The following is a 14,318-nucleotide window of genomic DNA, read 5'->3' as shown; positions in this document are numbered from 1 at the left end:
TCCATCCGAAGAATACTTAGTTGGTTGAATCTTAGCTTATGCTTACGACGCCAGTTTTCTGGTAAGAACGTAAAGGAGGTGATCATACCATGTCAACGACGAACAGTAATGACGACGTAGTCAGTCACGCGATTAATGCTGCTCAGGCGAATGCTGAAGACAGCCAATCCCAGCAACAGGTAGAAGAATTGTCTGCTTCGCTGCAAAGTGCAACATCCGATGCTAGTGATGAGGAAAACGCCTCACAGGAATAATTCGCTTCAGTTACACAAAAGAGCTTTCCCTCACGTCAATCGCGATGTAGGGAAAGCTCTTTATCTTTGGCAAGGACACGAATTCCTCCCGTGCATTGAACCAAACGCCCAGTTTTTGAATATGGTGTAGCAAAAACGTAGGGATGATGAAACATGAGAGACATGGACCAGGACTTGGACTTGGAACACCAACCGGTAAGTATACAAACCTTTAAAGTGCTAAAGAGCAAATTAGATCTGATGTACCCTGCTGTTATTCACATGAATAACCCTTTGGTCCAGCATCAAATCAATACAGCGATTGTGGGTGCCGTCAACAAACAGCTGCATGATCAGGGATATCTGCAAAATCCCTCGACCGATGTTACGGCTTATTATGAAATCAAAACGAATGAGCGCCGCGTTCTAAGTCTATCTCTGATGAACTATGCTTTTTCGGGCGGAGCCCATGGACTCACGATCCAGAATTCGTTAACTTTCAGCACGGAAACTGGTAAAAGCTACACGTTGAAGGAATTGTTCAAACCTGGCAGTGATTACGTTGCTAAGCTGAGTGCCATCATTGCAGCTGAAATCAAGCTGCGCGATATTCCTTTGTTGGTTGATTTTACAAGCATCCGCCCTGATCAGGATTTCTATATCGCTGATAAATCGCTAGTTGTATATTTTCAAGTCTATGAGCTAGCCGCTTATGTCTATGGATTCCTCTACTTCCCGATTTCCGTCTATGCGCTGCAGGATATGATTGCAGAAGATGGCCCTCTCGGAAAAATGATGTACTAAAACAGGCTAGATGCAGACGATAATTTGCCGGCTGAAATTGCCTTTGTTCACCGTGCAGCGTGAGTCAATATGAAAACCAGCTTTGATCAAAAGCGGGTCGATCTGCTCGGTTGTAATTATTACCGCGCGCCGCGCTAACCGGCGGGCGGTTTGCAACATGTCCAGCTTCTCCGCCTCAGGCAGGACGGAGCACAGATTGTACGGCATGTCCAGAATCAGCGCATCGTAGATGGGCTCTGGACTGCCTTGCAGGGCTGCAGGATGCGGAACGAGCTTCCGCATGTCAGCCACCTGGACCACATCCGGCATGCCGAAGTGGCCTAGATTCACCCGCGCGCCGCGCACGGCCAGCGGGTTGATGTCGTAGCCCACGATGTCGATCCCCATCGACATCGCTTCCACCAGCACCGTGCCGATGCCGCAGCACGGGTCAATGACCCGCGTGCCCGCCACCTCGGGCACGGCGATGTTCACCACCGCCCGCGCAAGGCGCGTCCCCAGGGCGGTTGAGTAGTTCTGTGGCTTCTGCTGATGCTGAAGCCACACGGCTTCGCCGTAGCTGCCCTCGCCGAACAACCACCGGCCTCCCAGCTCCGTCACGGCGAAATATTGCTCTGGCCTGCGCATCTCGGCCTTGCCGCGCAGCCCCAGCCCCAGTTCGCGCTCAACGTTGCGCTGGCGGTCATAGCTGACCGCCGTGTCCGTCTCCGCGAACACGACCTTGAACGTTGCGCCGCGCACGGTCAACGTCTCTAACTGCGAGGCCAGCTCCGGCAGGCTGTCGGCCTCAAAGGCAACATCCATCCGCAGCTTCAGAAACGGGCTGCGGCTCGGCTCCACCCTGCGCGCGCTGACGGCGTAGCGCGCATCAATAACAGCGTCTGCGCCCAGCAAGGTGCGCAGCTCCAGCTGACACAACGCCTGTTCATCTTCATGACAGGCAAATACATACACATATTTCCCATTTTGCTCTAAGCTCTTATATTTCTTTTGCTCGAGACTCTTATATTTCTTTTGCTCTAAGCTCTTTTGCTCTATACTCTTATGTTTCATACGCATCTGCTCCAAACCCTCATTCTTTCCTGCACACTAAGCAAATTCCTGAATGACCTGCTTCACGAACGTATCCATCGTTTTACACAAAAACATATCCTTCCGATACACAATCCCCACTTCCTTCTGCGGAATGGGATCAATAATCGGGATTGCACACAGTTTCTGCTCACGCATCCTATTGCCCATGCCCTCCACATAAGACTGTGGTAGAATCGCCCCGCACACATGATTTTTTGCCATTTGCAGCAAGGATTCCAGCGTAGACAGTTCCACAATCGGCTTCCAAGCAAGTCCGATCTGCGCACAGCAATCATCCATCATTTGCCGAACATAGAACTTCTGTTGCAGCATTGCAATGGGAATCTCAGTCAACTCCGCCAACCTGATCTCCTTCACCTGCTCTTGGGCAAATGCATGCTTCGACGACACCACAAGCTGAAGCTTCTCTTGGTACAACGGCATACACCGCAGCTGCTCGTCCTCCTCAGGCAAAAAAACAACACCCACATCCAGCTCATTGCTCAGCAGCTTTTCTTTCGTCTCCTCCGTTGCCAGCTCCATCACCGATAGCTCAATTTTGGGATATTTGGCATGAAACGTCATAATTGTCGCCGTCAGCAAATGATTCCCAGAACAGCCGATTCGCAATCGTCCGCGCTGCATGCCTTGGAGCTCATTCATCGCCGTCTGTGCTTGCTCTAGCTCATGAAAAATATTTCGGCTATGCTTGCGCAAAATCTCGCCCGCTTCGGTCACATAAATCTTTTTGCCGATGCGCTGAAAAAGTGGAGAGCCTACCCGATCCTCCAGCAATCGGATCTGTTGACTAAGTGTAGGCTGGCTAATGCCCAGCTTCTCTGCGGCTTTGGTGAAGTGAAGCTCCTCACACACCGCCAAAAAATACACCAATAACCGATAATCCACTTGAAGCCCCCCGTTCATAGCTATTAACTATGATAGTAATTGATAAATCGCAATTGATCAATGATTGCAATTTTTCTATAGTTAAGGGTAAAAGATTGTGAGAACCCTCAATGGGAAAGGTGGCACAACAGATGTACGGTAGCATTCGCATCGAACAAAATCTAAAGGGCAAGCCCCTGCCTAATTTAGACGAAAATCTGGGGTTTGGAAAACTTTTTACAAATCATATGTTTATGATGGATTACCAAGAAGGCCAAGGCTGGCATGATCCGCGCATCATTCCCTACGGTCCGATCTCACATGATCCCGCGGCAATGGTATTCCACTATGGGCAGGCGGTTTTCGAAGGTATGAAGGCGTTTCGCACCGAGAACGATGACGTTGTTTTATTTCGACCAGATCAAAATGCTAAGCGTTTGAACCGCTCTAGTGAACGTCTGAGCATCCCGCAAATCGATGAAGAATTCGTTGTCCGCGCCATTCAGGAGCTAGTTCGTATTGATGCTGCTTGGGTGCCGAAGAAGAACGGCTCTTCCTTATACATTCGCCCTTTCGTTATTGCAACGGAAGCGATTCTAGGCGTACGCCCATCTATGCAGTATTCCTTTATCATCATTATGTCGCCTGTTGATGCTTACTATGATGAAGGACTGCAGCCAATTAACATTCTGGTGGAAAGCTATTATGCTCGATCCGTGCAAGGCGGGACAGGCAATGCCAAAGTAGCCGGCAATTATGCAGCAAGCTTGAAGGCACAAATGCTGGCGAAAGAGCATAACTGCGCCCAAGTCCTATGGCTCGATGCGATCGAGAAGAAGTATTTAGAAGAAGTCGGCAGTATGAATGTCTTTTTCAAAATTAACGGAGAAGTCATCACGCCTAGTCTTAGCGGCAGCATTCTGGAAGGCATCACGCGTGGAAGCATCATCCACTTGCTGAAGTCATGGGGTATCTCTGTATCTGAGCGGAAAATATCAATCGATGACATCGTCAGCGCTCATGCAGATGGGACGCTGGAAGAGGCGTTCGGTACCGGCACTGCTGCGGTTGTATCGCCAATTGGCAGCCTGTTATGGAACGGAACGCCGATGGTCGTGAACCATGGAGAGATCGGCGAGCTTGTGGAACGACTGTATACAACGATCACAGGTATTCAAAGTGGTAAGCTGCCGGATACGTTCGGTTGGTTGTTAAAGGTTTAAGATCTGTATTGTCGCGCAATAACTGCGCAGCAAATAACCGACGAATTTTCTATTCGTCGGTTATTTGGCCATTTTGATGCTACTTCAGTAGATACATGTCAGTCAAAGACTACCACAACTCCCTCATCTACCCCAAACACCTCAACCGCTTCACTTACGGTTACCCCATCAGACGAATAGCTGGAAAAAGTACAGTTAAATCAGCGCTATTCCACGACTTTTGTGAAATAGCTGGAAATTATGTAGTTAATTCTGCTCGTTTTAAGCAAGACCGGTGGATTCGCCGAAAATAACTACGTATTTTCCATTTAATCGAGATTTTCACCCGATAAAAGTGAATTTAGCTGTATATTTTCCAGTTAGACACAGAGCGATCAACCACTAAAACCTGGCTACATCTACATCCACTTCCATACCAACTACTTCTCCACATGCACATCATCAACCTTCGTTTTCCCCTGTTCCTCCACCACGTGACCATCAATATCGATAATATCTTTGCTGCTCACGACATCATCACCGAGGAAATCCCTCAGCTTGCTCTTCGCTTTCCGCCTGACATCGTCATCGATACTCTTCGACACAGCCGCCAAGGCGAAGCCTAGCGCACTCAGATCATCCACATAACCCACAATCGGCAGCAAATCTGGCATGAGATCGAGCGGCAAGATGAGATACCCCAACGCACCATAGATTTGAACCTTCGCGCGAAGCGGCGTTTTCGGACTATCCAATGCGTAAAAAAGCAACAATCCACTATAAATCACTTTACTGCCGGCCTTCTTAGCACCTTTTTTCAACTTGGACCAGAAGCCATCAATAGAGAAGTATTTTTCATATTTGGAAGGATTCATTTCACGATCACTCCATTCATCGGCATTTACCTTGTATATACCACCATTCTACACCTATCTAACGCAGGAAGTCTCGGTTTGTGCTCATCTGATATTGTTATGCCTCTAATTGATTATAGTTAATCGCATCTGGCAACAATGGTGAGAAACCTCTACCCTAGTCCCAGCAAGACTGTGACCGTATTAGATGAGGTATTATCGCCAAATAGAAAGATGATTGCGGGAACCAAAAACTCATACTTTCTATTTAGGTACAAATTGGAGGCGTATGGTTGTGGCAGAAATTAAAGTTCTTGATAATGGTCCTTTGCTTGTAAGTGGTGTTACGTTAATGGATGGTGAAGGAGATCCGATGGAAACGAAAGAACAGATTTACCTATGTCGCTGCGGACTCTCTTCGAACAAACCTTATTGCAACGGTGCTCACAAAGGACATTTTGAAAGTCAGGTTCGCGATTAACTTTTCTTCTGACTGACAAAGGGCTGTTCTCAAGTTGATACTTGAAGAACAGCCCTTTTGTTTACCATTAAATGGAATCAACTGTCACGATTTCATCCACATCACAAATGCAAACAGCCTCAACTAATTTTTACCCAAGTCCATCCAAAGAAAGCCCTATACAACGTATAGCATATCCTGTATGGTGTTGAAATCGACATCTTACAGCATGAATCGAGGCGATCTTATGATTTCAGCCCTACGTAAACTTACTTCCATTCGGCTGCCGTTCTGGGTCATGTTTATGAATACGTTCAGTATGGCCGTTGGATTTTATATGATGATCCCCCTGCTTGCTTCTTATTTATTAAACGACATCCTGCTGACCGTCTCCATGGTTGGTATCATTTCCGCTATCCGCAGCTTCAGCCAGCAAGGTCTTTCCGTCCTTTGCGGCACATTGGCCGACAAGCTTGGCTATAAGCGCACGATTCTGATTGGTTTGCTCATCCGTACCTTTGGGTTTGGTATGTTCGGCTTTGTCGACAGCATCCCAGGATTTATCATCGCTTGCTTCTTCTCTGGCTTAGGCGGATCACTGTTCAACCCAGCTAGTTATGCGTATTATGCAGCACTATCGACTTCGAACAATCGGATCACGATTTATGCCATTCGAGAAATGTTAAGCAATATGGGATTCGTCGTGGGTCCCGTCCTGGGTGCCTTACTCATGGGCTTTCATTTCAAATACGTTAGTTTGGCCGCTACTCTTATTTTCGCTTTTTCCTTTTTCTTTAGTCTTTTCTTTTTGCCAGCTATCCAAAGTGAACAATCTCGCAAGGCCTATACGKGGATCTGGTCTCAGATGCAAACCRTGTGGCGTAATCGCCCTTTCCGACGCTTCATGCTCTTCACGATGATCTCGTGGTCCTTGGTCACTCAGTTATACATTGCCGTTCCGTTTCGTGTCCATCAACTTGCATCGGGTGCGAATATCGGGCTCATTTACAGCTGTGGCGCCATTGTCATGGTCTTGCTGCAAGTTCCACTTTCCAAATTAGGCAACCGTAAATTACTGCCTTTTGGCGTGATGTCATTAGGCACGGCATTGCTCGCTGGGGGCTTATTTACAATGGGGATGATCGGGTCCATGTGGGGGATTTATGGGGGGGTTATCACCTTCATGATTGGACAGGTTTTTCTACAGCCGATGATGAATACCATGGTTTCCGATTATGCCGGGGATGAGCAGATTGCCAGCTATTTCGGTTTTAACAGCTTTGCGCTTTCCATCGGAGCTATTATCGGAAACGTAGGTGGGGGCTATCTGTATGATCTAGGAAATATACTCGGCTGGCAAGGCCTTCCATGGGTATGTTTCTTGGTATTTGGGCTTATGAATATTCGGTTTATGCTCAAAGAGCAAAGAACGACGGGCTCAGGTACCTCGATTCGCAGAACCTTCTGAGGAACCCATTGCCAAGTTCGCGGACGATCCGTTTACCCTTGAAAAATATAGGGTGGCACATCCCACGGTTGGTTCAACCAGGCATGTGCCACCCTTTACTGCTCTGTTTCTGTTTTCGTGCTTCAGCCTTCCTTTGCTGCCCTCTTCGAATCAGGCAAGGCTCAATCCCATTTTACTGTATACGTTTTTTTCCAGATAATCATGCAAGTAAAAACGAGACATCACGAAATGATCAGCCATTTCTTCCGGTTGGAAATGCCTCAAAATTGCGCTCATTTGCGGACGCACTTTGGTGCGGCCAGCCGTATTCCTCTGGTAATAACTGAGCAAGGACTGCCATTCGGCCTCATCACCCGGGAACAGCTCCCACCGGTACAAATATTTATGAATCGTTCTCATCCTGTCTGACGAATGCTCGAACGCGTTCATAATGCCGATCAGCTCGGCTACATCTTTGTGTTTCACCACTTCATCAAGCAGGGAGCCAATGATTAAATAATAGTCTTCATTTAAGTAATTCCCCAGCTTGTTCTTAGCCGTCTCCTGATCCACGCCGTGGAACAGCCTAAGAAATCTATCAACGAAACGTCCCGTATCCGCCTCCCGGTTCCAGTGGACATCCGCAAAAAGGGCCATGAGATACCAAGTCGTTTCAAAAATGCCGTACGGCAGACCGAAACTAAACGACGTTGACCAGTTCGTCGCAACGACGCAGTCGATGCCGAGTTTGCCTGAGGTTTGGGACCACTGCAGCACATTGTCAATCCGACTGGCCACGACGGGATAATTCTGATGCTCTTGGTCGTCAAAGCATCTAACCGCAGGGGCGCCCATGACCTCGAAGCCGGCATTGCGGAATGTGGCCGTCAGTCTGGACACGTCGGAATCGATGTTGCGGCCGTTATAGATCCAGATCATGACCGCTGCCCGTTTGTCCAACAGCTTCAAGTCCTCTTCGCTGCATTTTTTCAGCATATCATGCCAAATAATCGGGGTTTTCCCTTTGCCGGCCGCATACGCAATCAACCGGTTGACGAACGCGATGAACGTCTTTTCTCTTGCGCCCTGATAGGTGTCGCGACACGTCTCACACTCGCAAAGACTGTACACCTCATCGCAGCCAAGGTGAATGTATCTAGAGTCTGGATGCATCGCGATCATCTCATCCAACAAGCCAGTGGCGAGCTCATATGACTCGGGCCGAGAAGGACAAAGCTCCCCAGTAGACGACTCTATTTCCCTTAACCATTTGTACGCATCATAACGAAGCACGTAGTCCAAGTGTCCGAATGATTGCTGGAGCGGAATGATTTCGATAAAGTTGTTTTTCGCCGTTTCCTTGAGCATCTCGAACTGCTCTCGGCTAAACGCGAAATTGGGGTGGCACACTTGCTGATACCGCTCGTACGGAAGCTTATCCTCATACTCGATCAGAAGCCCGTTGACTTTGAATTTGGCGAACTCCGCTATATAAGCCAGCAGCTTCTCCGGTTTGGAGAACGTTTGCCGCAAATCAAAATTCATACAACGCAAACCAACATCGGGCCAATCGGTGATTACCGCAGCTGGAATGCTGTCGTGGTTATCCATGATTTGCCGTAAGGTCTGAATGCCGTAGAACAATCCGGCAGCTTTCGCTGCCGCGATTGTAACGGACGCGTTCTCCATCCTCAAAACGTAGCCTTCTCTTTGATCTTCCAGGCGCAACTCGCGCAAAAGCTCCGTTCCATTCAATCCTTGGATACTGAACGTATAGCCTTTCACACCCTCCAGCTGCTCGCAGACGACGGATTGCCCTGGGAACAGACGACTCGCCAAATCGACGAGTCTTGGATCCTTCTCCTCAATTCGGAGAAGGATATCGGAGCTTACATCGGGCAGAAAACATGCTCCCTCGAGATAACGGATTTGTTTCACTTGCGGTATCGTTTGAATCATAGGGGTCTCCTTCAACGTTATTTGATGACTAAATAGGCTGCGTTCGTGCTTTCTTTGCTGTTGATTTTCGCCAGACGGTCCTTAGAGGTATTGTCCCTTATTATTTGGACGCAGCTTCAATATATCCGTAAGCCCAGTGATCTGCAGGAACGTCTTTCCAAGTGATATGATCCGTGTTGTTCACTGGCAAACGTCCAGTCATCCGGTTGATGATGACAACCGCCTCGGCACGGGTCACATTGCCGTCTGGTTTGAACGTGCCTTCCGGATATCCCGTCAGCCAGCCGCTCTCACTTCCTGCGGCGATCCAACCCGACGCCCAATGTCCAGCTATATCGGTAAATGGTTGCGCTGCGGAGGACGCCTTGAATCCATTCCATCTGGCGGCGATCGCAGCCAGCTCCGCACGCGTAACCATCTCGCCTGGTGCAAAGCTTCCCGCTGTGCGTCCTTCAACGATGTGCGCTGCCGACAATCTGTTGACCGCTGCTGCCGCCCAGAACGTATCTAGCACATCGGCGAATGTCATCTGGCTGCTGCCACCCGCTAGCTGCTCGTCATCCAGCAAGCCATTCAGCATAGAAGCAAGCTCGGCGCGGCTTAGATGCTGCTCAGGGCGGAAGGTGCCGTCCTCATAACCGAATACGTAGCGCGGAAGCGGTTTGGATTGCGACTTCGGCAGCTTTACTACTGTAAACGTACTGAATTTCTCCACTTCGATAGCAATCCCGATCGGATGGCCGTTCACATCCGTATCAATGGTGCCTTCCTGCAGCACTTTCTCGCCGTCGCTATGCTCGATATACACGGCGAGCGTATGTCCGTTCAAATCCAGATCGGCATCCGTGAGCGGGAAATACAGTTTCGTTTTGTGTCCTGTATAGTTGGTTTCGATGTCCATCGGCTGCCCGATGACCTTTGCGCCAGCATTGATGACGTGCACGGCGGCTTCCTTGTTTCCACCTTCACCTGCAAGCGACTTCATGCGGAAGATGGCATCTTGCGAAGCTTCCTTCAATCCGCGAAGAGCATCTACCGACAGTTCAATGCGCGCATGGGCTGAAGTGATTTCGAGCTTTAGCTGTTCTTTCATCAACTCCTCCATAAATGCAGGATTCACCGAGATTGCATATTCATCAGGCTGGTCCGAAGCATCCGAATCCAGACTAATCCGCACGGTTTTTTCTGTATTTGCCGGAGCTGCGGCCAACACTTGCTTGGCAATCGACTGATTGAGGATAATCGCGTCCACTTTTGCCCCGTTTGACCCAACCGTGCGTACGATTTCAATATGAACCGCTTTTTCGCCCGATGTGGCCTGTCCAGTGCGCGTGCCTGGAGCCGATCCTGATGAACCGTGCTGCTCTTCATCTTGGCGAATGACCCGGATTTCGTATTCCGCATGGTCAATCCCATTTGGAGCCATTACTGCCACCGTAATGGTATTGACGCCAATTTTCAGCGGAATGGCCGCTGATGCTGCTCCGCTTGCCACAATGTCACCGTTAATCGTAACGACCGACAGAGACTCATATGCAGATTGCGTCACCGTGATGGCATTTACGCTGTTTGCTACCGTTGCCTCATAGCGCATTACATTCTTTTGGAAGACAGGTGTTAACATACCACTGCTAATCGCGAGTGAATTCAAACTTGCATTAGTAGAAGGCAAGCGTGTAACGGTTATACCGAATGTCTGGGTATCGCCGTTTTGCCCTGTAACGACAAGGCTCACCTCATTGGCGCCGACATGCAACGGAATGGCTTGCGACGCTGTACCATTCATTGTTGCAGTTCCATTCACCGTAACCGTAGCAAGCGGATCTTCCAGCACTGGTGTAACCGTGATCTCATAAACTTCGTTAGTTACCGTCGACGAGTAGTACTGCTCGGCGGCATGGAACGCCGGAGTCAAGGTACCTGCGCTCAAGAACAACGCATGCAGGTCCGTCATGCCAGGAAGCTGGCGGGTCACATGGACAGTGTACGCATGGATCATGCCGTTTTGCGACGTAACTTGAATGGTAATCGTATTGACGCCTACGATTAGCGGGATCGCGGACGAACTTTGACCGCTGGCGACAAGCGTTTCGTTCACCATAACTTGCGCATGAGGCTCATCCGCCACCGGCGTAACAGTCACCGCATCGACCGCATTCGTGACAACCGTGTCATACATGCCGTCAAGTCCCTGCGATACAAGGGTATCGTTGAGCATGAGTGAACGCAGGTTGGTGTTGCTGGACGAGTTCACTACAATGTATGGCTGATTTTCGGCATTTTCCCGACTGTTGATTTTCACAAGATTCGGGCTGAGCGGCAGGAAGCGGAACGACGCCTTTTTATCCAACGCCATCTGCGCTTCTACGAAGTTCTTTACATCCACACTGTACCAGCCTGTGTGATTGATATTACTCGTAATCAGTTTCGTAGCGCCAGTGCCGGTCAAGCGATTGTTCCAGTTCATCGTGTTCTCGACCCAGTTATCGCCATCATACACGTAGATTTCCACATTATTCGTGCCGCTGGACGCTTCGCTAACGTAAAAGTTCAGCTTGGCGGTTTGGATGGGCTCCGAGTATGCGCTGAAATCGAATTTCATAAACGAGATCCGGTCCCCGCCGCCGGCCAAAGACGGCACATCGACCACTTCCAGTGTCGTTTCACTACCATAATTGGTTGTCGGGAAATTCTGATGCACATACGTATCCGCCGTCACCGTAAATACATTATTGACATACACGGAACGCGTTACTTTGACGGCATAACTATCCGTTACACCTGTGTTGCCAGTCACGACAATCGTAATCGTCGTTCCCCCTTCGTTCAATGTGATGCTTTGCGACGCGCTGCCGCTGGCGACTTTTTGCCCATTCACCGTAATCGCACTTCCGTTCACTAATGCAGTCGGCGTGACTTGGAGCGAGCTTACACCGTTTGGCACCGATACCGTATAGGAAGCTTGATTTGTCGAAAATGCCGGAGACAAGCTACCGGTGCTCAGTGTCAATCCACTTAAGCCGACCTGCGGATACATCCCCGTCATATGCGGCTGATCGTAGGCCTGAGCCCAATAATGGCCAGGCGCCGTAACACGGCGGGGCTCAAATCCGGACTGCTGCCCGTTTGGAATGCTTTCCGAAGTAAAGGAGATCATTCCGTTACCGTCGGCAGTACCCGTTACATATTTACCACCTGCAAAATGGAAACGTCCTTCGACTGCGGCGCCGCCTATCGCTTGAGACGTCGCTTTATCGACGACCTTCATGCTGGCTGCTGAATTCCCCGCGCCGCCCGTTACATGCAAGCCAGTCACGATCATCGGCTTCAGCGTCGTGCTGCCCGTTTTGGCAGATGCTTCCGCTGACGCCGGCCCGATATTGCCCTGCATATCCATGGCAGCGACTTTGTAATAATAGGTCGTATTTGGCAGCAGGCCGATATCATTGTACGATAAGCTTCTGGCGAGTCCTGCCACATACTCAGAGCCCGGCGTAAAGCCGCTCTGTGTGCTGCGGTAAACAATATACCGGTCAATTTCGGAGTTATCCATCGCCATGCCGAAGCTGATACGGATCTGCTGGTAATCGAGCGCCGTCGCAGATGGTGTACCGCTTACAGCGCCAGGCGGTTCCGTATCGGCCGGTGGCTCCCAGAACACGCCGCCAGCTCCCCAATAGGATGGCAGCTTGCGGATGTCGTCGTAGTGATGCATGGCAATGCCACCGAACGATGCGTCGTCATTGAAAGCCGTATACACTTTATCAAGCTCAGCTTCCAGAACTGCACGGCCTTCTTCCTGAAACGTGATCGTCTCAGGATCCCCGCTGTTCGCGATATCTTTCGTCTCAACGCCAATGACGACAGAGTTCGGCTTATTAATCGAATTCGCATAATCGATTTCGCCTTGCGCACCCGCCGTAATGCCGGCTGTGCCATCGGCCGTATCGCGGTAGTCCATGATGGAGATATAGTCACTGATGTCCTGCACATGCTGAGACAGCCATTTGGTGCTGCCGTTCCACATAATGTCCTTGGAATTGTCACTCGAATCGTACCACTTCGGTATGGCTGGACCGAACGGCAGATTAATACCGGCGGTTTGAATGCGGTTCTTCATTTTCTGAATGCCGTCCAAATATTGAATCTGAAGCGATGGTTTCTTCGCATTAAATTCCGCGGATATGTAAGGCTCGATGTCAACGTTCACGCCGTCGAACCGCTCATTTGCGCCTGCAGCCAAATTATAGTTGATGACACGCTCGATCTCGCGGATCGCTTTATTGTGGTATGCTGCATATGCGCCCAAGTACGGCGGAGATGTTCCGCCCGATATACAAGCCTGAACTTCATAGCCATGTTGATGCGCCCAGGCGACGAATTCGCGCAGTTTGCCCGGATCATCCTCCAGAATGTCCATAGCAGCAAAAGAGCCAACTGCCAAATAAAACGTCGTGATCTTATCGGAGCCGAACGTCGCCGTATCTTGAGCAAGCGCATCGAGCACCTGGCGGGAATTCGGATTGAGCAGCAGCTTATATGTCTCCGGCTCCCATATCCACATCGCACGGTCCTGCCGGGACATGTGAAACGGCTCGTTCGTGCCAGCTCCTACTTTGGCATAGGTCGTCATGCTGAAGCCGACATTGCCTTTGGTGTCCGAAGCCTTCGCTTCGATACTCACCGTTTTGTCGCCGATCCCGTCAGACTTCCAATTGTAAACGTATTCATTTTTATTCAGAACTGTATTCAACCAGGCGCCGTTATTGATTCTGACCTGCACGCTCTGAATTGTTTCCGTACTTGTGGCGGAGATACGAATCGGCACCGTGCCGCTGATATTCCCACCGTCAGCTGGATTGATGACGGTCACTTGAGGAAGACCCGCCTCGGGGTTATTCACATTTACATGAATCGTAGGGCTCCAGACCGCGTACCGTGAGATCATGTCGCTGGCTTTGGCGAGCACCTGCACATCGCCACTGTAGGAACTAGCATCAAAGTCATAATACCAAGTGCCCGTATCGTCCCCATCTGGGTCGATCATCACCGTATTAACCTGCTTTTCCCCGTTAATGTACAGCATGACCTCATATGCGCCCGTATACGTTCCAGAAAAACGAGTGACGCCTTTGACCAGCTGTGCGCCGTCGGTCGGCGTATCGATCGTAACGCCCGGGACTACAACCGCACCGGCATGAGACGGCATTCCAGCCGTCACAGCCAGCAGAAGCAAGCATACAAGCAATCCTATGTGACAAAGTTTTTTCGCGAGCATGACCAATGTGTCCACTTCCTTTAATTTAACATGATCAAAAATTTGAAAAATCGGATGCTGCTTCTCCAGCATGAAGCTCGAGCCAAACAGCATCCGTCCTTTCTCAGCGAGTCCTGTCTTGT

At 49.8% G+C, this 14,318-nt stretch carries 10 protein-coding genes; 5 read left to right on the top strand and 5 right to left on the bottom strand.

The genetic code is table 11. From position 1 onward, the window contains the following. Nucleotides 1-89: 89 nt before the first annotated feature. Complete coding sequence (locus AB4114_RS25345) at nucleotides 90-254, top strand: hypothetical protein (RefSeq protein ID WP_441990945.1); 165 nt, start codon at nucleotides 90-92, stop codon at nucleotides 252-254. 153 nt (nucleotides 255-407) lie between these two features. Beyond that, nucleotides 408-1,037 (top strand): DUF3298 domain-containing protein, encoded by a 630-nt coding sequence (locus tag AB4114_RS25340; RefSeq protein ID WP_441990944.1) that lies wholly within the window; start codon nucleotides 408-410, stop codon nucleotides 1,035-1,037. 6 nt (nucleotides 1,038-1,043) lie between these two features. Here the strand turns inward: AB4114_RS25340 and AB4114_RS25335 are convergent, their stop codons facing one another. Next, the gene (locus AB4114_RS25335; protein WP_441990943.1) at nucleotides 1,044-2,090 is read right to left on the bottom strand and encodes a TRM11 family SAM-dependent methyltransferase; all 1,047 of its coding nucleotides are present in this window, start codon (nucleotides 2,088-2,090) and stop codon (nucleotides 1,044-1,046) included. Between the two features lie 36 nt (nucleotides 2,091-2,126). Further along, nucleotides 2,127-3,017, bottom strand: coding sequence for a LysR family transcriptional regulator (locus tag AB4114_RS25330; protein ID WP_441990942.1), 891 nt, complete (start codon nucleotides 3,015-3,017; stop codon nucleotides 2,127-2,129). 131 nt (nucleotides 3,018-3,148) lie between these two features. Between AB4114_RS25330 and AB4114_RS25325 the strand changes: the two genes are divergently transcribed. Then, nucleotides 3,149-4,219 (top strand): branched-chain amino acid aminotransferase, encoded by a 1,071-nt coding sequence (locus AB4114_RS25325; RefSeq protein WP_441990941.1) that lies wholly within the window; start codon nucleotides 3,149-3,151, stop codon nucleotides 4,217-4,219. Nucleotides 4,220-4,638: 419 nt separating this feature from the next. On the opposite strand, the gene AB4114_RS25320 is transcribed toward AB4114_RS25325, so the two are convergent. After that, nucleotides 4,639-5,073: a YkvA family protein gene (locus tag AB4114_RS25320; protein ID WP_441990940.1), complete on the bottom strand. Its 435-nt coding sequence runs from the start codon at nucleotides 5,071-5,073 to the stop codon at nucleotides 4,639-4,641. A gap of 268 nt (nucleotides 5,074-5,341) precedes the next feature. On the opposite strand from AB4114_RS25320, the gene AB4114_RS25315 reads away from it, so the two are divergent. Both AB4114_RS25315 and AB4114_RS25310 read left to right on the top strand, forming a co-directional pair. Beyond that, nucleotides 5,342-5,533: a CDGSH iron-sulfur domain-containing protein gene (locus AB4114_RS25315; RefSeq protein WP_171629932.1), complete on the top strand. Its 192-nt coding sequence runs from the start codon at nucleotides 5,342-5,344 to the stop codon at nucleotides 5,531-5,533. A gap of 226 nt (nucleotides 5,534-5,759) precedes the next feature. Further along, nucleotides 5,760-6,980, top strand: coding sequence for an MDR family MFS transporter (locus AB4114_RS25310; protein WP_441990939.1), 1,221 nt, complete (start codon nucleotides 5,760-5,762; stop codon nucleotides 6,978-6,980). 150 nt (nucleotides 6,981-7,130) lie between these two features. Here AB4114_RS25310 and AB4114_RS25305 read toward each other — a convergent pair whose 3' ends face one another. Together AB4114_RS25305 and AB4114_RS25300 are read right to left on the bottom strand one after the other, a co-directional pair. Further along, nucleotides 7,131-8,918, bottom strand: a complete 1,788-nt coding sequence (locus tag AB4114_RS25305) for a glycoside hydrolase family 20 zincin-like fold domain-containing protein (protein ID WP_441990938.1) — start codon at nucleotides 8,916-8,918, stop codon at nucleotides 7,131-7,133. A gap of 100 nt (nucleotides 8,919-9,018) precedes the next feature. Next, nucleotides 9,019-14,289, bottom strand: coding sequence for a cadherin-like beta sandwich domain-containing protein (locus AB4114_RS25300; protein ID WP_441990937.1), 5,271 nt, complete (start codon nucleotides 14,287-14,289; stop codon nucleotides 9,019-9,021). Nucleotides 14,290-14,318 lie beyond the last annotated feature (29 nt).

Source organism: Paenibacillus sp. 2RAB27, from assembly GCF_052115445.1.
In the GTDB taxonomy this organism is placed as follows: Bacteria; Bacillota; Bacilli; order Paenibacillales; family NBRC-103111; genus Paenibacillus_E.
The sequence above is the reverse complement of the archived record's forward strand: the minus strand, read 5'-3'. Positions and strand labels throughout refer to the sequence as shown.